At 61.9% G+C, this 20,461-nt stretch carries 19 protein-coding genes and 1 pseudogene; 9 read left to right on the top strand and 11 right to left on the bottom strand.

The genetic code is table 11. The annotated features are described in order from the left end of the window. Positions 1–156 precede the first annotated feature (156 nt). From LU684_RS03895 to LU684_RS03915, 5 genes and pseudogenes are all read left to right on the top strand, one after another. On the top strand, positions 157–684 hold the full coding sequence (locus LU684_RS03895) for a (2Fe-2S)-binding protein (protein ID WP_060516717.1): 528 nt from the start codon (positions 157–159) through the stop codon (positions 682–684). After that, complete coding sequence (locus LU684_RS03900) at positions 681–1,682, top strand: FAD binding domain-containing protein (RefSeq protein ID WP_060516719.1); 1,002 nt, start codon at positions 681–683, stop codon at positions 1,680–1,682. The genes LU684_RS03895 and LU684_RS03900 overlap by 4 nt, the downstream gene beginning before the upstream one ends. Next, entirely contained in the window at positions 1,679–3,877 is a 2,199-nt protein-coding gene (locus tag LU684_RS03905) for a xanthine dehydrogenase family protein molybdopterin-binding subunit (protein ID WP_232894158.1), read from the top strand. The genes LU684_RS03900 and LU684_RS03905 overlap by 4 nt, the downstream gene beginning before the upstream one ends. A 64-nt stretch (positions 3,878–3,941) precedes the next feature. Next, a pseudogene (locus tag LU684_RS03910) lies at positions 3,942–4,178 on the top strand (DUF72 domain-containing protein); the annotation flags it as partial. A 213-nt stretch (positions 4,179–4,391) separates the two neighbouring features. Next, complete coding sequence (locus LU684_RS03915) at positions 4,392–5,741, top strand: SDR family oxidoreductase (protein ID WP_232894159.1); 1,350 nt, start codon at positions 4,392–4,394, stop codon at positions 5,739–5,741. Positions 5,742–5,770: 29 nt separating this feature from the next. Here LU684_RS03915 and LU684_RS03920 read toward each other — a convergent pair whose 3' ends face one another. From LU684_RS03920 to LU684_RS03950, 7 genes are all read right to left on the bottom strand, one after another. Next, the gene (locus tag LU684_RS03920) at positions 5,771–7,114 is read right to left on the bottom strand and encodes a cation:proton antiporter (protein ID WP_095114932.1); all 1,344 of its coding nucleotides are present in this window, start codon (positions 7,112–7,114) and stop codon (positions 5,771–5,773) included. 300 nt (positions 7,115–7,414) lie between these two features. After that, a complete protein-coding gene (locus LU684_RS03925) occupies positions 7,415–9,361 on the bottom strand; it encodes a response regulator (protein ID WP_191087533.1) in 1,947 nt (648 codons plus the stop codon). Continuing rightward, on the bottom strand, positions 9,351–10,226 hold the full coding sequence (locus LU684_RS03930) for a sensor histidine kinase (protein ID WP_016486236.1): 876 nt from the start codon (positions 10,224–10,226) through the stop codon (positions 9,351–9,353). Before LU684_RS03930 ends, LU684_RS03925 begins: the two co-directional genes overlap by 11 nt. Continuing rightward, positions 10,219–11,235: an ATP-binding protein gene (locus LU684_RS03935; protein WP_016486235.1), complete on the bottom strand. Its 1,017-nt coding sequence runs from the start codon at positions 11,233–11,235 to the stop codon at positions 10,219–10,221. Before LU684_RS03935 ends, LU684_RS03930 begins: the two co-directional genes overlap by 8 nt. Next, positions 11,226–11,630 (bottom strand): anti-sigma regulatory factor, encoded by a 405-nt coding sequence (locus tag LU684_RS03940; RefSeq protein ID WP_016486234.1) that lies wholly within the window; start codon positions 11,628–11,630, stop codon positions 11,226–11,228. Before LU684_RS03940 ends, LU684_RS03935 begins: the two co-directional genes overlap by 10 nt. Further along, on the bottom strand, positions 11,627–11,989 hold the full coding sequence (locus LU684_RS03945; RefSeq protein WP_016486233.1) for an STAS domain-containing protein: 363 nt from the start codon (positions 11,987–11,989) through the stop codon (positions 11,627–11,629). The genes LU684_RS03940 and LU684_RS03945 overlap by 4 nt, the downstream gene beginning before the upstream one ends. A 4-nt stretch (positions 11,990–11,993) precedes the next feature. Beyond that, positions 11,994–12,845 (bottom strand): STAS domain-containing protein, encoded by an 852-nt coding sequence (locus tag LU684_RS03950; protein ID WP_016486232.1) that lies wholly within the window; start codon positions 12,843–12,845, stop codon positions 11,994–11,996. Positions 12,846–13,117: 272 nt separating this feature from the next. Between LU684_RS03950 and LU684_RS03955 the strand changes: the two genes are divergently transcribed. Further along, positions 13,118–13,657, top strand: a complete 540-nt coding sequence (locus tag LU684_RS03955) for a type 1 glutamine amidotransferase domain-containing protein (RefSeq protein ID WP_024717794.1) — start codon at positions 13,118–13,120, stop codon at positions 13,655–13,657. A gap of 58 nt (positions 13,658–13,715) precedes the next feature. Here LU684_RS03955 and LU684_RS03960 read toward each other — a convergent pair whose 3' ends face one another. Continuing rightward, a complete protein-coding gene (locus LU684_RS03960) occupies positions 13,716–14,240 on the bottom strand; it encodes a hypothetical protein (RefSeq protein WP_016486230.1) in 525 nt (174 codons plus the stop codon). A 196-nt stretch (positions 14,241–14,436) separates the two neighbouring features. On the opposite strand from LU684_RS03960, the gene LU684_RS03965 reads away from it, so the two are divergent. From LU684_RS03965 to LU684_RS03975, 3 genes are all read left to right on the top strand, one after another. Then, a complete protein-coding gene (locus LU684_RS03965; protein ID WP_060516732.1) occupies positions 14,437–15,294 on the top strand; it encodes an SDR family oxidoreductase in 858 nt (285 codons plus the stop codon). A 147-nt stretch (positions 15,295–15,441) separates the two neighbouring features. Beyond that, entirely contained in the window at positions 15,442–15,906 is a 465-nt protein-coding gene (locus LU684_RS03970; protein ID WP_016486228.1) for a hemerythrin domain-containing protein, read from the top strand. Between the two features lie 159 nt (positions 15,907–16,065). Then, entirely contained in the window at positions 16,066–17,853 is a 1,788-nt protein-coding gene (locus LU684_RS03975; protein ID WP_232894160.1) for a thiamine pyrophosphate-requiring protein, read from the top strand. 41 nt (positions 17,854–17,894) lie between these two features. On the opposite strand, the gene xth is transcribed toward LU684_RS03975, so the two are convergent. The 3 genes from xth to LU684_RS03990 all read right to left on the bottom strand — a co-directional run bounded on the left by xth (position 17,895) and on the right by LU684_RS03990 (position 20,460). Then, positions 17,895–18,701, bottom strand: a complete 807-nt coding sequence (gene xth, locus LU684_RS03980; RefSeq protein ID WP_016486226.1) for an exodeoxyribonuclease III — start codon at positions 18,699–18,701, stop codon at positions 17,895–17,897. Further along, positions 18,698–18,940 (bottom strand): hypothetical protein, encoded by a 243-nt coding sequence (locus tag LU684_RS03985; RefSeq protein WP_016486225.1) that lies wholly within the window; start codon positions 18,938–18,940, stop codon positions 18,698–18,700. Before LU684_RS03985 ends, xth begins: the two co-directional genes overlap by 4 nt. Positions 18,941–19,260: 320 nt before the next feature. Continuing rightward, positions 19,261–20,460 carry a M20 aminoacylase family protein gene (locus LU684_RS03990; RefSeq protein ID WP_442964196.1) on the bottom strand — a complete coding sequence of 400 codons (1,200 nt, stop codon included), beginning with the start codon at positions 20,458–20,460 and terminating at the stop codon, positions 19,261–19,263. Between the last annotated feature and the right edge of the window lies 1 nt (position 20,461).

Below are 20,461 nucleotides of genomic sequence, written 5' to 3' on the forward strand. Positions count from 1 at the left end.
CAGCCCACAGGGGATGAGTAGCCTCCCACAGGGACTGTACAAGCTTCGAGACAAGGCACGGGCGGTTTTTGGCCAGTTCCGCTGAACGTTTGCACAGCCGGCCCGGTCGCACCACAGAGATGCAGTCAAGTGCAAGACCGACCGTGAGGACCTCCCATGAGCGCAACAGCCCCCGAGGGTGTCGTAGAACACCCCATCCACCTGACCCTGAATGGTCAGCCTCGATCACTGCAGGTGCAGCCCTGGACCACATTGCTCGACCTGCTGCGTGAGCAGCTAGACCTGATAGGCACCAAAAAGGGCTGCGACCATGGCCAGTGCGGGGCCTGCACCGTGTTGCGCGACGGCAAACGTATCAACGCCTGCCTCACGCTGGCCATCATGTGCGACGGGGCCGAACTGGTGACCATCGAAGGGCTGGCCAGCGACGGTGAACTTCACCCACTGCAGCGCGCCTTCATTCGCCATGATGCGTTCCAATGCGGCTATTGCACGCCAGGGCAGATCTGCTCCGCAGTCGGTCTTGTACACGAAGGGCATGCCGACTCCCGTGAGGCCATTCGCGAGCAGATGAGCGGTAACCTCTGCCGCTGTGGTGCCTACGGCAACATTGTCGCCGCAGTAGAGGAAGCCATGCCGTTGATGAAGGACGTGCCCCGGCAGCAAGGCAGGACGACCCCATGACGCCATTCAGTTACCACAAGCCCGCATCAGTCAGCGAAGCCATCAACCTGGCAGATGCCAGCTCGCGCTTCATTGCCGGCGGTACCAACCTCGTCGACCTGATGAAGGAAAACGTGGTCCGCCCCAACCGCCTGATCGACATCTCCGGCCTTGGGCTGAACGGCATTCGGGCCACCTCCGACGGCGGCGTGCTGATCGGTGCGTTGGTGAGCAATGCCGACCTCGCCTGGGACCCGATCATCCAACAGCATTATCCGCTGCTGTCCGAAGCCATTCTGGCCGGGGCATCGCCTCAGTTGCGGAACATGGCCAGCACCGGCGGCAACCTGCTGCAACGCACCCGTTGCTACTACTTCTACGACACCGGCACACCCTGCAACAAGCGCGAACCGGGCAGCGGCTGCCCCGCGCGTACGGGCTTGAACCGTATCCATGCGATTCTCGGCGCCAGCGATGCCTGCGTCGCCACCCACCCCTCGGACATGTGCGTGGCGTTGGCGGCGCTCGAAGCGGTAGTACATGTACAGGGGCCTGCCGCTGAACGCCAGATACCCTTCGCGGCCTTCCACCGCCTGCCCGGCGATGCCCCGGAGCGCGACAATCAACTGGCAACTGATGAACTGGTGGTCGCCATCGAGTTGCCGCCCCCTGCATTCGAACAGCATTACCGTTATCTGAAGATCCGCGACCGCGCCTCCTATGCGTTCGCGCTGGTGTCCGTCGCCGCGGCCTTGAACCTTGATGGCGGCATGATCCAGCAGGCTCGACTGGCGCTGGGTGGCGTTGCCCACAAGCCTTGGCGGGACACGGCTGTAGAAGGGATGCTGACCGGCCAGGCGCCTTCGCAAGCGCTTTTCACCCAGGCCGCGCACACCGTGCTGCAAGGGGCCCAACCCCTGAGCCACAACGGTTTCAAGGTAGCACTCGCGCAGCGTGCAATCGTTCGGGCATTGAGCGAGGCAGTGCTCGGTGCCTCAGCCAGAGGGGCAAGACCATGATCGACACCACACCCATTGTCGGCACGCCCCTGGACCGCGTGGACGGCGTCGCCAAGGTCACCGGGCAGGCGCGCTACGCAGGTGAAAACCCTCAAGCCGGGCTGCTACACGGCAGCGTCGTGTGCAGTACTATCGCCCGTGGTCGAGTGCTCGCCATCGACAGTACACAGGCAATGCGCGTGCCCGGGGTCATCGCTGTGCTGGACCATGGCCATCGGCCGCACATTTCCAGTTATGACGACGATTACAGTGACGCCGACTCGGCCGAGGGGTCGCCGTTTCGCCCCTTGTTCAACGACCGCGTGCTTTATAGCGGCCAACCGTTGGCCCTGGTGGTCGCCCAAACCCTCGAACTGGCGCGGTACGCAGGTTCGCTGATCAGAATCGACTATGCTGAGCAGGCCCACCAGACAGACCTGGGTGCTACCCGGCAGTCGCATGAGGCCCCCGCCGAAACACCGGCACCACGTGGCGATTTTGCCGGGCAGTTTGCCGCCGCGCCGGTGCAGGTAGATGCCACCTACCTGACGGCCAACGAGCATCACAACCCGATGGAGCCGCATGCTTCCACCGTGCACTACAAAGCCGACGGCAGCCTCGAAATCCACGACAAGACCCAAGGCACGCAAAATTGCCAGGACTACCTGCACAAAGTGTTTGGCCTGCCCAAGGCCAACATACGCGTGCACGCGGCGTTCGTGGGTGGCGCCTTCGGCTCGGGCTTGCGCCCGCAGTACCAGTTACCGCTGGCCGTGATGGCGGCGCTGCATTTACAACGTTCGGTGCGCGTCACACTGACCCGCCAGCAGATGTTCACCTTCGGCTACCGGCCCCGTACCGAGCAGCGCCTGCGCCTGGGTGCGGACGCAAGCGGGCGGTTGCTGGCGATCGCCCACGATGCGCTGGGCCAGACATCACGCTTCGAGGACTTTACCGAACACTTGGTCGAATGGAGCGGCATGCTCTACCAGTGTGACAACGTTGCGCTCAGCTATCACTTGGCGCCGCTCGATGTCTTTACCCCACTGGACATGCGCGCCCCCGGGGCCGCGTCAGGCATGATCGCCCTCGAATGCGCCATGGATGAGCTCGCCTGTGCAGCGCAGATCGACCCGCTCGACCTGCGCCGGCGCAACTTCGCCGCTAACAATGGCAACGAGGGCAAGCCCTACTCCAGCAAGGAGCTGCTGGCGTGCTACCAGCAAGGTGCCGAGCGTTTCGGCTGGCGTAACCGCGACCCGCAACCGCGCAGCATGCGCAATGGCCACCAGCTGATCGGCTGGGGAATGGCTGGCGGCGTCTGGGAGGCCCTGCAAATGAAGGCCAGCGCCAAGGCGCACATCGATGCCCAAGGGCGCCTGACCGTCAGCAGCGCCACCACCGATATCGGTACCGGCACCTACACCGTCATGACCCAGATAGCAGCGGATGCGGTGGGCGCCAGGGTTCAGGATGTCACCTTCCTGCTGGGGGACTCCTCCCTGCCGACAGCACCGCTACAGGGTGGCTCTTTCACCGTGTCGTCGGTGGGCTCGGCCGTGCGCCAGGCCTGCCTGGTGCTGCGCAGCAAGCTGCTGGAACATGCGCGCAAGTCGTACCCTGAAGTGGCCAGCACCCCGACAGAGCAGATTGTCTTCGCCGATGGCTACCTGCATGCGGGCAACCATCGCCTGGCCCTGGCCGAGATCGTCGCCAGCACCCCGGGGCGAAATGTTGAAGCGCAGATAGAAGCCGAGCCAGGTGCCAAACGCCAACCCTTCTCCACCGCCACACATTCGGCGGTTTTTGTGGAGGTGCATGTTGACGAAGACCTTGGCGCGATCAAGGTCACCCGTGTGGTCAGCGCCGTGGCAGCAGGGCGGGTAGTCAACCCGAAAACCGCGCGTAGCCAGATTCTGGGGGGCGTGGTGTGGGGCGTGGGCATGGCCCTGCACGAAGAAGCATTGACCGATCACCAGTTGGGCCGCATCGTCAACCACAACCTGGCGGAGTATCACATTCCGGTGAACGCCGACAGCGGCGATATCGAGGTGATTTTCGTTGAAGAGAACGATGACATCGTCAACGAGCTGGGCTCCAAGGGGGTGGGCGAGATCGGCGTGGTCGGGGTGGCAGCAGCAGTGGCGAACGCTGTCTACCATGCCACTGGCAAGCGTGTGAGAGCGTTTCCGATCACCCTCGACAAGGTGCTGTAAACGGGCAGCTCAGCGCCTTTGCAAGCAGGCCTCGGTAACCAGCGCGTCGCCCGGGGCCGCTGCGATTGCGGTGTTTCATTTTCCCCGGCAGGGGGCTCATTTGCAGCGTTACGCGGCGCGCTTGAACGCGGTAGAAATCAACTCCTCGTTTTACCGTGCTCATCGATCGCAAACTTATGCCCGGTGGGCCGCGTCGGTGCCTGAGCACTTTCGTTTTTCCGTCAAGTTGCCCAAGGCCATCACCCATGAGCACCGCTTGCAAGGCTGTGCGGGCCTGCTCGAGCCGTTTCTCGATGAGTGCGGGCATCGCTTGGTCCTCACTCTCTTGGTCGAGGCTCGGGTAGCGCGACAGGTTCACGCGCAGCACACCGGCGGTCACCTTGTCATTCAGCACGCCACTGAAGCCCTCGACCTGAACTTTACAGCGCCCCACGCATTCCCCTGCTTACTCGATGCCTTTGTCCACAACGAAGGTTGAACGCTAGCTGACAGACTTCGAAAGGGGTTCTGCACCATGATTGATCAAGCGACAGGCATGAAACCAGGCGAACGCTACTGCGTGGAGAACATCGAACGCGCCCATCAATTTCCCGGTTTCTTTCAGGACGGCAAATATTTCCTGGGCCCGGAACTGCTGACTGCAGTCGGCTGGCTCGAAGGGACCAGATTCATCTATGACAGCCTGGATGCAGAGGGCGAGCCCGTGTACGCGGACAGGGTAGCGGGCACTGTCGAGGGCCTGAAACTGGTGCTGGTCGACGGCACCGCCCTTGAGCTCTCGATGATAGAAGCCAGCGCCACCCTTGCGCCTGCGCCTGAGGACCTCACGCCAGCCCAGGCTGCCGAGCCTGCCCCACCGGCCGCCGCTGTATCAACACAAGGCCCGTTGCGCGGCAAGGTCGTGGTCATCACTGGCGCTTCAAGTGGCATAGGCAGGGCCGCTGCGCATGCCTTTGCCTGCAAAGGCGCTCGGCTGGTGCTTGCTGCGCGAGATGAGGAAGCGTTGTTCGATGTGCTGGACGAGTGCACTGATTGCGGTACGGACGCCGTAGCAATCGCTACCGATGTCAGCCGCAGCGATCAGGTGCAGGCGCTGGCAGCGCAGGCTGCCGAATTTGGCCATGGGCGAATCGATATCTGGGTCAATAACGCTGGCGTCGGCGCGGTCGGCAATTTTGAGGACACGCCACTGGAGGCGCACGAGCAAGTCATCCAAACCGACCTGATCGGTTACCTTCGTGGCGCCTACGTCGCCCTTCCCTATTTCAAGGCGCAGCGCAGCGGCATCCTGATCAACACGTTGTCACTCGGAAGCTGGATCGCGCAACCCTATGCAGCGGCCTATTCGGCGAGCAAATTCGGCCTGCGTGGCCTGACCGACGCCCTGCGCGGAGAACTGACGGCGTTCCCCGACATTCATGTCTGCGATATCTATCCTGCGGTCATGGACACCCCTGGTTTCAGGGATGGTGGCAACTACACTGGCCACACGCTGACGCCCCCCGGGCCAGTCTATGACCCGGAGTGGGTGGCCAAGGCCATGGTGGCTTGCGCCATCTCCCCGCGCGCGCGCACCACGGTCGGGGCAACCGCTCGCCTTGCACACTTGGCCAGCTACCTCGTCCCGGGGCTACCGCTGCTTTCAGGATGGCTGACCCGTTGGGGCTTGAGCCGTAGCCCAAGCGCCGCAACATCACCGGGGAACCTGTTTGAACCCCCGAGTGACCGGCGCAGTGTGGACGGTGGCTGGAGAGCCCGAAAAGACAAGACACTGGTGTTGGTGAGCGCCGCCGTGCTCGGCGCCATTGCCGGGTTTGCGATCACTCACTTGCAGCGCCAGCGCCGCCGAAGCGTTGACCGCTGAGCATCGAAGACAAAGGGCTTGAAGCGCCCTCATGACGTCCGCTGCTTCCACGCTTCGTATCGGGCAAGCAGCGGCTGAACGCTCAACCCATGCAGCAGTATGCTCAACGCCACCACTGACAACACCAGGTTGGTGCTCTGGGCCGCATAACCAGGAGGCAGCCCGTGGTTAAGGGCGTAGAAGAGGTAGTAAAAACTCCCGATACCCCGGATGCCAAACCATCCAAGCAGCCCACGTTCTCGAATACCCAGCATCCCCCGAATCGGAAACAGCAAAATGCTCAAGGGACGAATCACCAGAAACAGTGCTCCGCCGACCAGCAATGCCCGCCAGTCCCAATGCTCTATCAACACCACCCCGAGCAAGGTCACGAGAAAAACCTCCATTGCCCGCTCGATCAAGCTGCCGAAGGCCAGCATGTCCCCGAGCATGATCCCTGCTGCAACCTGGGAATCGTCCAGCCCGCGAACATCACCTTTGACGGCCTGTTCCGGCGCCACATGCTGGTGGCCCACTACCGGCTGCACCAGATGTTCGGCAGCCGGCTGCCCAGGGCTGCTGGAGGTACTGGCCTCCGCCTGGCGCAAGCCCAGCCCAGCGGCGAATACCGCGAGAAACCCATAGGCCTGGATCGTTTCGGCAAACACATAGGCCAGCGCGATCAGTGCCAAGGCCAGGTAATCGTTGGGCGATACAGTGCTGTCGTCGTTGCGCAGGCGCAGGAACAGAGTGAGTTTGCCCAGCCCGCGCCCCATCCAGTAGCCAAGCAGCAGACCCGCACTCACTGCCCAGAGCATGTCCTTGATCAACCAGTCGCCGAGCCAGGCATGCCCGCTGTTCTGTTGCAACAACAGCCCAAGGATGACGAAGGGAAAGGCCACTCCGTCGTTCAGGCCAGCCTCACCGGACAAGCTGAAGCGCACAGGATCATCGTCCTGGGCATCAGCCACCTGCACCAGTGTTGCAAGCACGGGATCTGTGGGTGCAAGAATTGCCCCGATCAGTACTGCAATACCCCATTCAAGGTCCAGGCCGTAGTGCAATAGCAGCGTGACGCCACCGATGCAGAGCATCATCACAGGCCCCGCCAGGTAAAACGCGCTCCCCCATCGGCGGTCGTGCAAGGGCAAGCGCAGTTTCAAGCCGCTGAAGAACAGCGAAAACAACACCGCCACCTCGGTCAGGTGCTCCATCCATCCCTTGGAACCGCTGACATCCAGGTGGAGAAGACCCAACCCGGACGCTCCCAGGCCGATGCCCAAGACCAGACAAACCACCGAGGAAGTCACCGGAATCCAGCGTAAATAGGAGGAAGAGAGCGCCAGCAGCAGCAAGACTGCGCCCAGCATGGCGAACCAGACGATGAAGGTCATCTGCGCAGCAGCCTTGGTAAAGTGCTCGATGATGGTTTGACGTTCAATGGCGACGGGTCGTTCAGCTGCGATAACCGATTCCCTGTAAACAACCTGTGGAAGCGGGCTTGCACCCGAAGCAGGCTGTGTGGTGGTTGGCACGGGCTATGCCCGTGTTCGCGGGGCAAGCCCGCTCCCACATGGACCGCATTGCGTGCAACTCATGCGCCGTACCTGTGGGAGCGGGCTTGCCCCGCGAACCCCGGCGCAGCCGGGGCCATATTGACCGGCCTTATGCAGGCAGTTGCTGCAAAGTGCACCTCATGTCGCATGACCCAGTGCCCGGCGTATCTTGACGAGCAGCTCGCTGATCTGGAACGGCTTGATCAGCAGGTCCATCCCGCTGCCCAGGAACGCCTGGCGGTCCAGAGCGGTTTCCGCGTAGCCCGTCATGAACAGTACCGGCAGCCCTGGCCGGTAGATCCGCGCCATATCGGCCAGCTCGCGGCCGCTTATGCCTGGCAGGCCAACGTCGGTCAGCAACAACTGAATGCCGCTATCTCCACGCAGATGATCGAGTGCCTGCTCGATGGTTTGGGCCAGGATGCAACGATATCCTGCATCGGTCAGTACTTCTGCCACTGACAGGCGCACCGACGCCATGTCCTCGACCACCAGCACATATTCACCGGCACCTTGCTGGTCGACTTGCGGCCTGTGCGCCTCGCAAGCCTCCTGCTCGTCGCTGGCAGGCAACATCAGGGTGACTTCGGTGCCCACCCCCGGCGCGCTGTGGATCGACACGTGCCCGCCCGACTGGCGGGCAAAACCGTAGATGGTCGATAGCCCAAGACCGGTACCTTGTCCTACCGGCTTGGTAGTAAAAAATGGATCGAAGACCTTTTCCAGCAGCTCCGGCGCGATACCACAGCCATCATCGCGCACCGTCACCGCCACATAAGGGCCATCGCGCAGGTTGGGGTCGCCGAGTGAGAAGGTCGCCGCCGTATTCACCCAGATATGCCCGCCCTTGGCCAAGGCGTCGCGGGCGTTGATCACCAGGTTGAGTACCGCGCTCTCCAGCTGGATCGGGTCGACCAGCGCGGTGGTGGGCTCGCGTGACAGCTGCAGTTGCAGCACGATTCGCTCACCAATGGTGCGATTGATCAGTTCCTCCAGTGAACGAACCCGCTCGTTGATGTCCACTGGCCGCGTGTCCAGAGGTTGCTGCCGTGCGAAGGCGAGCAGACGGTGAGTCAGCGAGGCGGCGCTCATGGCAGAGGTCAAGGCCGCGTCGGCGTAGGCAGGGACCTTTTCGGTCCGGTTCTCTGCTACCCGTTTGCGGATCAGCTCCAGGCTGGTGATGATGCCGGTCAACAGGTTGTTGAAGTCATGGGCAATACCGCCTGTCAGGCTGCCCAGCGCATCCATCTTCTGCAGCTGCAACAGTTGCGCCTCGGTCTGCTCACGCTGGGCCGTCTCTCGCGCCAACTGGGTGTTGGCATCCTCCAGCCGCGCCAGATGCGAGCGCTCGCGGTGGCGATGCTCGGTGACGTCCTCGACAAACACCAGGCACAATCCCGGCTTCCGGTAGGGCGATAGCTGCCATTCGGTATCCCGGGGCATGCCGCCCACGTGCATGGCTAACGTGCCACGCCAGCGCTGCCCCGCAAGCAGGTGCTGACGCAAATCGGCGATGGCGGTCTGCTGGTCATCGGCGAAGCATTCCTGCAACGCATCGGGGTTGCGATTATCCTGGATCAACTGCTCGAAGGCATGGTTGCATTCATGCACCTTCAGCCCTGCATCAACCACGGCGATCGGGGCTGACACATTGGTGAAGATTTCCCGAAAACTGGCCTCGCTTTCCCGCAAGGCCCGTTCGGTGTCCCTCACCCGTAGCAGGGTGCCGAGGGTGGCCACCAGCACATCAGCGTCCACAGGGTGGACCAGATAAGCGTCCGCGCCTGCATCGAGCCCGGTAATGATGTCACCCCTCTGGATCGACGCTGCCGATACATGGATCACCGGCAGCAAGGCCGTTTCCGGCCTGGCACGCAGCAGCCGGACGATGTCGAAGCCGCTCATGTCCGGCAGGTTGACATCCAGGATCAGCGCATCGAACTGCCCGCTGCCGATCAACGCCAGCCCCTCGCCACCGGTGCCTGCCTCCGTCACCGTGTACCCATGCAGTGCCAGGCGGCGGCGCAGCGCATAGCGTGTGGTAACGTTGTCGTCGACGATCAGCAGGCGGATGTCAGCGTTCATCAGCGCTCTCCGGGGCCAGCGCCATCGGCAGGATGACAAAAAAACACGACCCGCTGCCAGGCGTGCTTTCCACCCCTACCTTGCCGCCCAGCAGCGCGGCAAAACGCTTGCACAGCGACAGCCCCAGCCCAGTGCCGCGCAAGCGCTTCTGCAGCGGCGAATCGACCTGGGCAAAGTCTTCGAACAAGCTGCCGAGCAGCTCAGGGGCGATACCGATACCTGTATCGCTCACGGCAAAACGGACCTGGTCAGTACCCAGAAGTTGCGCCGACACGCGTACTTCGCCGCGGGTGGTGAACTTCAAGGCGTTGGAGATGAAGTTGCGAAGGATCTGCGCCAGCTTCTTGTCATCCGTGTACATCTTCGGCAGGCCCTGGGGCTCTTCGAAGATCAAATCCACCGCGCCGGTGTCGACGATCGGGCGGAACATGCCGCGCAAGGCCGCGAACAGGTCGAGCATATCGAACCAGGCCGGCGATATGGTGATGCGGCCGGCCTCGATCTTGGCAAGGTCCAGCAGGTCGTCGACCATGTCGCCCAGCTCACGCGTTGCGGTATTGATAAACGCCACCTGCAACTGCTGCTCCTTGCTCAACGGCCCGTCCACCTCGTCGGCGAGCAGGCTGGTGATGCTCAGGATCGAACCCAGCGGCGTGCGGAACTCGTGGCTCATGTAGGACAGAAAGCGGCTTTTCAGGTCCGACGCCTGGCGCAGCTGCTCAGCCTGGCTGTCCAGCTCGGCATACAGTGCCAGCACCCCTTGGTTGGTGTCCTCCAGTTCAGCGCACAACGCCTGGTTTTCGGCCTGCAAGCGGGCGATCAGGTCGGCCTGCTCGACGCTGTTGTTCGATGAGGGTTCAGCCATGCACAGTCTCCAGGTCGATGACCAACACCGTCACATCATCCCGCCCACGGCAGAAATCGCGATGCAATATGGCAGCGATGACCGCCGGGTGGCGGTGAACAAGCCCGGGGTAGGTTTGCAGATTCCAACGGGACTGCAGGCCGTCACTGAACATGATCAACAGATTTCCTTTCACGTGAGCGTAGTCGAACACCTGGCCCTTGCGGTATTGCCCGCCGACGATGCCCGGGTGTGAGGCAAGGCCGCGAGGCCGGTCTGTACCGACCAGGGTTGCGCCGATATTGCCAATGCCGATAAACGACAGACGGTCACCCGCGCCGTCGTACTGGGCAATGGCAGCCGCACCGCCACGGGTTCCGGCCATGGCATGGTGCATTTCGCCAAGCACGTGCTCCGGCGCGCTGAATGGCGCCAAAGCAAAAGCCTGGATACCCGCCTTGGCCGCACGCTCGGCCTCTTCGCCATGGCCGAGGCCATCGATCATCACGGCGCTGAAACGCTGCTCGGCAAGCGTCACGTGCCAACTGTCTCCGCAGGCGGGGTCATCGTGCAGCGAATGCTGGGATACGCCGATGCGTATATCCCCGGCCGTATGCTCTTGCCGGTAAATACGCGCGAGTACCACAGCGCCTTTCGCGTCGGCGTGCACGTCAAACACTTGTGCCAGCCGGCTGACCGCCCCTAGCCCGATGCCCTGGGTACCGCCGGTGGAATAACCATCAGCCAGGCAACTGGCCAGGTCGAACCCCTGGGCACGGTCCACCGCCACCAGCTCCATACCCGGGTGGGCGCCATGCGCAAGCACGCGAAGGTGCAATTCGCCACGCTCGGCGTGCTTGAGCACATTGCTGGCAAGCTCGGTGGCAACAATAGCTGCCCGGCCAGCGTCGGCGGCAGAGAAACCCAGCTGCTCGGCCAGCTTCTGGACCACACGCCGGGCATGGCCGACCTGGCTGGCCTCATCAATGTGCAGCACCTGCGTCAAACTCGCTGCCAGGTTCAGGCCCATCGGGTGATCGTTACCCGGGTGCCTTGCCCGGGAGTGGTGTCCAGATCAAATTCGTCTACCAGCCGGCGAGCGCCGGTCAAGCCCAGGCCAAGCCCGCCACCCGACGTCCAGCCATCGGTGAGGGCCAGTTTGACATCGGCGATGCCCGGCCCCTCGTCACGAAACAACAGGCGCAGGCCTACGCGCCCGGCTTCTTCGATGACCGCCCAGTCCATATCCCCGCCCCCCCCGTATACCACGGTGTTGCGTGCCAGCTCACTGACAGCCGTGACCAGTTTGGTCAGGTCGACCAGCCGCATGCCGCAGTCGGTGGCGAGCTTGCGGGTCAGTTGCCGGGCCAGTACCACGTCCTGCTCCACGCGCACCGGCTGGCTGCCACTCTGGCGGATGCTCATGAGTGGCCTACCCGCTGCCGCAACAGATGCATGCCGCGGTCGACATTCAATGCCGTGCTTACCCCGGGCAAGGTCAGGCCAAGCTCCACGAGGGTGATGGCCACCGCAGGTTGCATGCCGACCAGCACGGTCTCGGCATCCATTATCCGCGAAAGGCCAGAAATACTGGCGATCATGCGGCCAATGAACGAATCGACCATATCCAGCGCGGAAATATCGATCAGCACGCCGCGGGCCGAAGTATGGTCTAAACGCTCAGTAAGATCGTCCTGCAGGCGCAGCGCCAGTTGGTCGTGCATGTCGACCTGGATGGTTACCAGCAGGAATTCACCCATTTGCAGAATGGGAATACGCTCCATCGCCTCACACCTTCTCGCCAGTACTGGTACCCAGACGCGAAAGCGCCAGCTTCAAGGCGTCAGCAAGGTTGGACTTGGTAGTCAGCGTGCCCAGATCGAGGCCCAGGTGCACGATAGTCTGGGCGATCTGGGGACGAATACCGCTGATGATGCAATCGGCGCCCATCAGGCGGATAGCCGTTACCGTCTTGAGCAGGTGTTGCGCGACCAAGGTGTCGACTGTAGGCACCCCGGTAATGTCGATGATGGCAATCTCGGAGCCGGTATCAACAATGCGTTGCAGCAGCGACTCCATCACTGTCTGGCTGCGTTGCGAATCCAGTGTGCCGATCAACGGCAGTGCCAGTACACCCTCCCAGAGTTTGACCACCGGGGTGGAAAGCTCGAGCAACTCTTCCTGCTGGCGCTTGATGACGCCTTCGCGGTTTTTCTGATAGGTGCGGATGGTGTGCAGGCCAAATGCATCGAACAGCTGGGAGATTTCCCACAGTTGTTCGGCCAACAGCGCAGGGTGCTCTGCGTAATGGGCTTGCAACAGTCTGAATAGCGGCCCCTTGAGGGCGAAAATGAAATAGGCCGTTTGGTGCGACTCCTGCCCCACCTGGGCACGGCTGGCAGAGAGTTTTTCGAGGAAACGTCGGGCCTCCTCCCAACCTTCTGCGCCAATGTGCGTACCCGCCTCTTTGCGCAGCCCGTCGATCACCAACTGCAGGAAGTCACGGGTTTCCTGGCGCAAGTCATGTTCACGAATGTTGCGCGTCGCGCCGTTGGCCTCCAGGGCGCTGAGCCACTCCGCCAACAACTGCCCCTGACCACCGACAATTGCTTCCAACGTGCTGTTCTGCAGTGCTGCCATATGCGCTTCGCTCCTGAAAAATGCCTGGCCGGCTGAACGACGTTCGTACCGGCGTTGAAAATGACATCTACCGGTGAAAATAGTTGTGCGGCCGGTCAATAATTTCATTGCGCCATCTTTTGTGACGCTAACTGTAGCCAATTTAGCAGGGGGCGTTGCTACCTCATGCAGCTTGCTCGTCATGGCTGGATGACCCGCCGAGCATCTAGCAGGAACTTTGCTCGCTGTTTGTGGGCCCTTATGGAAGGCCTATCAGTACGAGGAAACATATGATGAGTGCACAACTTAACGGCAAGCGCGTGGCCTTTCTGGTCACCGATGGCTTCGAGCAGGTAGAACTGACCGGCCCGCGTGAGGCGCTGCAAAACAGTGGCGCGGTGGTGGATATCCTGGGCGAAAAGGAAGGCACCGTACGGGGCTGGAACCATGACAAACCCGCCGACGAATTCAACGTGGATGCTACCTTCGACAGCGCGCAGCTTGACCTCTACGACGCCCTGGTGCTGCCCGGCGGCGTGCAGAACTCCGACACGATTCGCCTGATCCCCGGCGCGCAAAAGCTGGTAAAAAGCCATGATGCGGCGGGCAAGCCGCTGGCCGTCATCTGTCACGGCGCGTGGCTGTTGGTGTCGAGCGGGTTGGCCAAAGGCAAGCGAATGACCAGCTACAAGACCTTGCAGGACGATATTCGCAATGCCGGCGGCACGTGGGTGGACGAACAGGTGGTCGTGGATGGCAACCTGATCACCAGCCGCCAGCCGGATGATATTCCTGCCTTCAATGAACAATTGATCAAGGCGCTGGCAGGCTGAGTCTGATCATCGTCAGCCCGTCTCCTGGTCGCACCGGTTGCCGACCAGGAGGCGCTGGTCACGCCAGCTGGATGAAAACCGAATAGCTGCCCAGCAAGATCCAGAACCCGAGAAAAATCCAGGGCGTACGCAAGGAAAACAGCAACGACTTGCGGTGGCCCGCCTGAGAAGTTTCAGCCTCGCAGAACAGCGGCGATTCATCATAAGCCAACCCCATCATTGGCTCGCTGCGCAGCAAGTGGCTTTGCTTCAACTGCCAGTGCTCGATGATGCGGAACGCCGCGCGAATGCCTGGCCAGGCGTTCAGTGTACTGAGCACACCGAGCAGTGCCAGAAAAGCCGGCACCATCAAGGTGAACATCTCGCCCCAGCCCTGGTTCAGGTTATTCATCGCCGAGACGTACGCGATGACCAGAAACGACTGCGCCGTGAGATAGGCATCAGTGCGGTTGGCCAGGATGCTGGTCTCGTACTGAATTTCGCGTCGATAGAAGTCCAGCCGCTCTTTCGGCGTACCGAACATCCTTGCATTTTGCTGATCGATCTCATGTTCAGGTGTGCTGGGCGTGATGATTCGAGGCACTGGGGTACTCCTTGAATGCGTGAGCCTTGCCCGTGACAGCGCAAGACCGGTCAGCGGTAGAGCTGTCCAGGCAACGAAAATTCATTGGCAATGCATGGGACAACCGCCCGTCGCACAAAGCCAGTATCCACTTCAACACCGGCAGCGCTGCCCCCTCGAACGGTAACGAACGTTTCCGACTGCTGGAGTGACCACCATGAGCGACTACCCTACCCCTCCCTTCCCATCCCAACCGCAAAGCGTTCCCGGTTCACAACGCAAGATGGAGCCGTATCCGGACTGTGGCGAGCAGACCTACACCGGCAACAACCGGCTCGAAGGCAAGATCGCCCTGATTACCGGAGCCGACAGCGGCATCGGGCGCGCGGTGGCAATCGCCTATGCGCGTGAGGGTGCTGACGTGGCCATTGCCTATCTGAATGAACACGAAGATGCGCAGGAAACGGCGCGCTGGGTCGAGGCCGCTGGCCGCCAATGCTTGCTGCTACCCGGCGACCTGGCACAGAAACAGCAGTGCTACGACATTGTCGACAAGACCGTGGCACAGTTCGGGCGCATCGATATCCTGGTCAACAACGCCGCGTTCCAGATGGCCCACGAGAGCCTGGCCGACATTGACGACGATGAATGGGTGATGACGTTCGACACCAACATCACTGCCATTTTCCGCATTTGCCAGCGCGCTCTGCCCTCCATGCCCAAGGGCGGTTCGATCATCAACACCAGCTCGGTCAACTCCGACGACCCGTCACCCAGCCTGTTGGCCTATGCCGCCACCAAAGGGGCTATCGCCAATTTCACCGCTGGCCTCGCCCAGTTGCTGGGCAAGCAAGGGATTCGAGTGAACAGCGTGGCCCCCGGCCCTATCTGGACACCATTGATCCCGGCCACCATGCCTGATGAAGCGGTGAAGAACTTCGGTTCAGGTTACCCCATGGGGCGGCCGGGGCAACCGGTCGAGGTGGCGCCGATCTATGTATTGCTGGGCTCGGATGAGGCCAGCTACATCTCGGGTTCGCGCTACGGCGTTACAGGGGGCAAACCTATCCTTTGAACCGCACGACGGCCCCAGTCGCTCAAGAGCACAGGCGATAACGCATCGCGCCTGTGCTACCAGACATCAACATCGTTGAACCCTGCCCGCCACTGCCACTCAACACCAAGGAAGCCATTATCCATTCGCCCGCAACGAGGTGACACCATGAATGCTATCGATCTGCTGATTCAAGACCACAAACTGGTCAAGAAGCTGTTGGAAGAGCTCTCCTCGACCACTGAGCGTGCCGTAAAGAAGCGCGCCGATCTGCTCCACCGCATCGAGCAGGAATTGCAGGTTCACACGGCCCTTGAGGAAGACATCCTCTACCCCGCCATCAAGCAGGCCGGTGGCAAGGAGGAAGCCAAGATGTATTACGAAGCCAAGGAAGAACACCGGACTGTCGATGCCCTGGTGCTCCCTGATCTGCTCAATACGGACACCGGCACCCTTGAATTCGCCGGTCGGGTGAAGGTGATGAAGGAGCTGCTCGAACATCACATCGAGGAAGAGGAAGAGGCGCTTTTCCCCACGGCGAAAAAGCTTCTTGGTAAAGACCAACTGGACGAACTGGGGGCTGCCATGGAAGCCCAGAAAAAACTGCTCAAGGGTGAGCAGCGGGCTGCATGAGGAGAAGGCGCCTCGCCAGATCGGGCGCGACCGGAGAAAGGCACAGGGTGGCGCTGATGCCACGTCTTGCAGACCGCTCACTGCAGTGTGCACACCGTTGAAACTTTATCGACGCGTGCCAAGTCCAGACACCTATCAATCACGGAACGGGAGCAGGCAATGACCGGCACGGTAGGCGACTTTCTGGTGGAGCGTTTGTATCAATGGGGCGTGCGGCGCATCTTCGGTTACCCCGGCGACGGCATCAACGGCGTGTTCGGCGCGCTGAGCCGGGCCAACGGCAAGATTGAATTCATCCAGGCCCGCCACGAGGAAATGGCCGCCTTCATGGCCAGCGCCCATGCCAAGTTCACCGGCGAGCTCGGTGTTTGCATGGCCACCTCCGGCCCGGGCGCTTCGCACCTGCTTACTGGCCTGTACGATGCGCGTATGGACCATCAGCCGGTGCTGGCCATCGTCGGCCAACAGGCCCGTGCGGCCTTGGGCGGGCATTACCAGCAGGAGCTCGACTTGGTGTCCATGTTCAAGGACGTCGCTGGCGCGTTCGTACAACAAGCCTCGACCCCGGAGCAGGTGCGCCACCTGCTCGACCGCGCGGTGCGTACGGCCGTCGGCGAACGCCGCGTCACCGCCGTGATCCTGCCCAACGACCTGCAGGACCTGCCCTACCACGAACCACCGAGGGCTCACGGTACCGTGCATTCCGGCATCGGCTACAGCAAGCCCCGGATGTTGCCGTTCGATGAAGACCTGCAGCGCGCCGCCGATGTGCTCAATGCCGGGCGCAAGGTGGCAATCCTGGTGGGCGCTGGCGCCCTGCAGGCGACTGATGAGGTTATTGCGGTGGCCGAAACACTCGGCGCTGGCGTGGCCAAGGCACTGCTGGGCAAGGCTGTTCTACCAGACGACCTGCCGTGGGTTACCGGATCGATCGGCCTGCTGGGCACCGAACCCAGTTATCAGCTGATGACCGAATGCGACACGTTGCTGATGATCGGCTCCGGCTTCCCCTATTCCGAGTTTTTACCCAAGGAAGGCCAGGCGCGCGGTGTGCAGATCGACCTGCAGCCCGACATGCTCAGCCTGCGCTACCCGATGGAGGTCAACCTGGTCGGCGATGCCAGTGAAACTTTGCGCGCACTGCTGCCACTGCTCGAACACAAAACCGAACGGCGCTGGCGGGACAAGGTCGAGACCTGGCGTGCGCAGTGGGACAAGACCGTGGCCAAACGTGCCCTGGTCAAGGCTGACCCGATCAACCCACAACGCGTGGTCCATGAACTGTCCCCGCGCCTGCCCGAGCACGCCATCATCACCAGCGATTCTGGCTCCTGCGCCAACTGGTTTGCCCGCGACCTGCAGATCCGCCAGGGCATGCAGTGCTCGCTGTCCGGTGGCCTGGCCTGCATGGGCGCGGCCGTGCCCTATGCGATCGCGGCAAAGTTCGCCCACCCGCAGCGCGCGGTGGTTGCCCTGGTAGGTGATGGGGCCATGCAGATGAACAACCTGGCTGAATTGATCACGGTGGCCAAGTACTGGCAGCAGTGGGACAACCCGCAGTGGATCTGCGCAGTGTTCAACAACGAAGACCTCAACCAGGTCACTTGGGAGCAACGGGTGATGGAGGGCGACCCCAAGTTCGAGGCTTCGCAATCCATTCCTGACGTTCCCTACCATTTATTCGCCATTTCCATTGGCCTGCAAGGGATCTACGTAGACCGCGAAGAGGACGTCGCCGAAGCGTGGGAGCGCGCACTGGCCGCTGATCGGCCGGTACTGATCGAGTTCAAGACCGACCCGAACGTGCCACCTCTGCCACCTCATATCAAGCTGGAGCAGGCAAAGAAGTTCGCCAGCACCTTGCTCAAGGGTGACCCGAACCAGGCCGGGGTCATTGTGCAGACGGCCAAGCAAGTGCTCAGCTCAGTGCTGCCCGGCAAAAAATGACGCCCGAACAGAGCCCGCGCAGCTGCGCGGGCCAGGCGTTTTCACACGTTCTTTGATCGGGCGCGACGTGCACCCAGCGCTATCCAGGCGGGTGCATGATCGCTGGCCTTGACCTCGTTGCGCACCCAGGCATCCACCCCCGCCTGCTTCAGGTAGGGGGCCAGTTCGGCGTTCAGCAACAGGTGGTCGATGCGTAACCCGGCATTGCGCGGCCAGTGGTTTCGGAAATAGTCCCAAAAGGTGTAGACACGCTCGTCCGGGTACAGATGGCGTATGGCATCGACCCAGCCCTGGTCCAGCAGTTGCTGGTAACACGCGCGCGACTCAGGCTGGAGCAAGGCGTCCTTCAGCCAGGAGCGGGGGTTGTAGATATCCATGTCGGTGGGCACGACATTGAAATCACCGGCCAGCAGCGTGGGGTGGCCGCTTTGATACAGGCTATGCGCATGCTTGATCAGGCATTCGAACCAGCGCAGCTTGTAATCGAACTTGGGCCCTGGCTGCGGGTTGCCGTTCGGCAAGTAGAGGCACGCTACCAGCACCCCGTGTACCGCCGCTTCCAGATAGCGGCTCTGGCTGTCATCCTCCATGCCTGGCACGCCGCGCCGAACCTCCAGCGGATCGCTGCCCCGCGCCAGGATGGCCACCCCGTTCCAGGAGGGTTGCCCTTGGTAAAGGCAGCCATAACCTGCCGCCTCCAACTGCGCGCGAGGGAACTGCTGGTCGCTCGCCTTCAGCTCCTGCAGGCAGGCGATATCGGGCTGCTCGCGCTCCAGCCAGGCCAGCAGCGCGGGCAAGCGGCTGCGGATGCCATTGATATTGAAGGTGGCAATTTTCATCGCTTTCATGCGTCAGGGTCGCTGACATGGGCCTGCACGGCATCTTCCAGGGCGCGGATATGCGCCTCATCGGCCAGCGCCTTGAGCGCCAGCCAGTCATCCCAGTCGATGGTGCCATCGTCGCGCAGGGCTTCTGCGGTACGAACCAGTTCATGGTGGTAGGCATCCGGTGACTCGCGCCGGTAACTGATGTCATCGTACTGGGCGTACCAGGCTTTCAGTTCGGGAATGCTGCGCTCGATGCTCATGAAGGTGGCCTCGCTGTACCCTTTGCTTGTGAGAGCCCTGGCGTGGCGGGACGTTCAATTGCTGTAGCACGTGGCAGGGTTGGCTGCTGTGGGAGCAGCGTGCCCGCGAAGCAGGCTGCGCGCTGGATGGCACGGGCTTCGCCCGTGTTCGCGGGGCAAGCCCGCTCCCACAGTGATCGCGCCAGCTTTTAGAAGTTGAGCAAGACAGTTGCTCCCACCGTGATCGCGCAGGCTTTCAGGCGCTGTGCAAAACAGCTGCTACCACAGGGTGAAGCAGCGCTCGCAGGGGCTGTGGGGGCCGTGGCCCCCCGACAACGGCATCAACGCAGGTAGTCCTGCACCCACTTTACCCAACAATCGGCGCCGATCTTCACCAACGCATCATTGAAATCGTAGTGCGGGTTATGCACCGAGCACCCATGGAACTCGCCTGTACCATTCCCCAGCATGAAGTAACAGCCAGGTCGCGCCTGCAACATGTAGGCAAAGTCTTCGGTGCCCATGACCTTCTTCGGCATCTTGTCCAGTAACGAGCCGTCGGCGAACAATGGCCTCAGGCTTTCACGCAGCAACGCACTTTCGTGATCACTGTTGCACAACGCGGGCGCCAGTTGAGTGAATTGCACATCGATCTCCACGCCAAAGCTTTCGGCGTGCCCCCTGGCCAGGGCGTCAATGCGGCTGTTGATCTTTTGCTGGGTCTCGGCCGTGTCGGTGCGCACGCTCAGCAGCATGCTGGCCTCGTCAGGAATGATGTTGTAGACGGTACCGGCCTGGATCATGCCGATGCTGATGACGGCATAGTCCTCGACGCTCAGGTTGCGCGACTTGATGGTCTGGATGCCACTGATCAGGCTGTTCAACGCCATTACCGGGTCCACCGACAGTTCCGGCATCGCCCCGTGGCCACCTTTGCCCGTGATACGAATGCTGACGCGCTCGGAGGACGCCATGGTTGGGCCGGTTTGCACCACGCAGGTGCCCACTGGCATGCCGGGCATGTTGTGCAGCGCGTACACCGAGTCACACGGGAAGCGCTCGAACAGGCCGTCGTCGATCATCGCCCTGGCCCCGGCCAGGCCCTCTTCGTCCGGCTGAAAGATCACGTTCAACGTGCCGTTGAAATTGCGTGTTGCCGCCAACTGTGCTGCAGCTGCCAACAGGATCGCGGTGTGCCCGTCATGCCCACAGGCATGCATGCGGCCGGGGATTTTGCTGGCATGCGCAAAGGGGTTCTTCTCACTCATGGGCAGTGCGTCCATGTCAGCTCGCAGGCCAATGCTGCGAGGGCTTTCCCCTACCTGCAACACCCCGACAACCCCATGCCCGCCCACGTTGCGATGCACCTCATAACCCCAGGCCTGCAACTTGTCGGCTACCAGCGCCGCCGTGTCAGGCGTGTCGCCACCAAGCTCCGGCGCGGCGTGAATCTGCCGGCGGATCACGACGAACTCATCCGGCTCTGCTGCCGGGGCCTGAGGTTGATCATTCTGGAAGACCGTCATGTTCAAAGTGCCCATG

Source organism: Pseudomonas sp. NMI542_15 (assembly GCF_021283425.1).
In the GTDB taxonomy this organism is placed as follows: Bacteria; Pseudomonadota; Gammaproteobacteria; order Pseudomonadales; family Pseudomonadaceae; genus Aquipseudomonas; species Aquipseudomonas fortuita.

Excerpts from the sequence above, each read along its gene's own strand:
- LU684_RS03895 (WP_060516717.1), top strand. The coding sequence starts at position 157 with ATGAGCGCAACAGCCCCCGAGGGTGTCGTAGAACACCCCATCCACCTG.
- LU684_RS03900 (WP_060516719.1), top strand. The coding sequence starts at position 681 with ATGACGCCATTCAGTTACCACAAGCCCGCATCAGTCAGCGAAGCCATC.
- LU684_RS03905 (WP_232894158.1), top strand. The coding sequence starts at position 1,679 with ATGATCGACACCACACCCATTGTCGGCACGCCCCTGGACCGCGTGGAC.
- LU684_RS03915 (WP_232894159.1), top strand. The coding sequence starts at position 4,392 with ATGATTGATCAAGCGACAGGCATGAAACCAGGCGAACGCTACTGCGTG.
- LU684_RS03920 (WP_095114932.1), bottom strand. The coding sequence starts at position 7,114 with ATGACCTTCATCGTCTGGTTCGCCATGCTGGGCGCAGTCTTGCTGCTG.
- LU684_RS03925 (WP_191087533.1), bottom strand. The coding sequence starts at position 9,361 with ATGAACGCTGACATCCGCCTGCTGATCGTCGACGACAACGTTACCACA.
- LU684_RS03930 (WP_016486236.1), bottom strand. The coding sequence starts at position 10,226 with ATGGCTGAACCCTCATCGAACAACAGCGTCGAGCAGGCCGACCTGATC.
- LU684_RS03935 (WP_016486235.1), bottom strand. The coding sequence starts at position 11,235 with ATGGGCCTGAACCTGGCAGCGAGTTTGACGCAGGTGCTGCACATTGAT.
- LU684_RS03940 (WP_016486234.1), bottom strand. The coding sequence starts at position 11,630 with ATGAGCATCCGCCAGAGTGGCAGCCAGCCGGTGCGCGTGGAGCAGGAC.
- LU684_RS03945 (WP_016486233.1), bottom strand. The coding sequence starts at position 11,989 with ATGGAGCGTATTCCCATTCTGCAAATGGGTGAATTCCTGCTGGTAACC.
- LU684_RS03950 (WP_016486232.1), bottom strand. The coding sequence starts at position 12,845 with ATGGCAGCACTGCAGAACAGCACGTTGGAAGCAATTGTCGGTGGTCAG.
- LU684_RS03955 (WP_024717794.1), top strand. The coding sequence starts at position 13,118 with ATGAGTGCACAACTTAACGGCAAGCGCGTGGCCTTTCTGGTCACCGAT.
- LU684_RS03965 (WP_060516732.1), top strand. The coding sequence starts at position 14,437 with ATGAGCGACTACCCTACCCCTCCCTTCCCATCCCAACCGCAAAGCGTT.
- LU684_RS03970 (WP_016486228.1), top strand. The coding sequence starts at position 15,442 with ATGAATGCTATCGATCTGCTGATTCAAGACCACAAACTGGTCAAGAAG.
- LU684_RS03975 (WP_232894160.1), top strand. The coding sequence starts at position 16,066 with ATGACCGGCACGGTAGGCGACTTTCTGGTGGAGCGTTTGTATCAATGG.
- xth (WP_016486226.1), bottom strand. The coding sequence starts at position 18,701 with ATGAAAGCGATGAAAATTGCCACCTTCAATATCAATGGCATCCGCAGC.
- LU684_RS03985 (WP_016486225.1), bottom strand. The coding sequence starts at position 18,940 with ATGAGCATCGAGCGCAGCATTCCCGAACTGAAAGCCTGGTACGCCCAG.
- LU684_RS03990 (WP_442964196.1), bottom strand. The coding sequence starts at position 20,460 with ATGGGCACTTTGAACATGACGGTCTTCCAGAATGATCAACCTCAGGCC.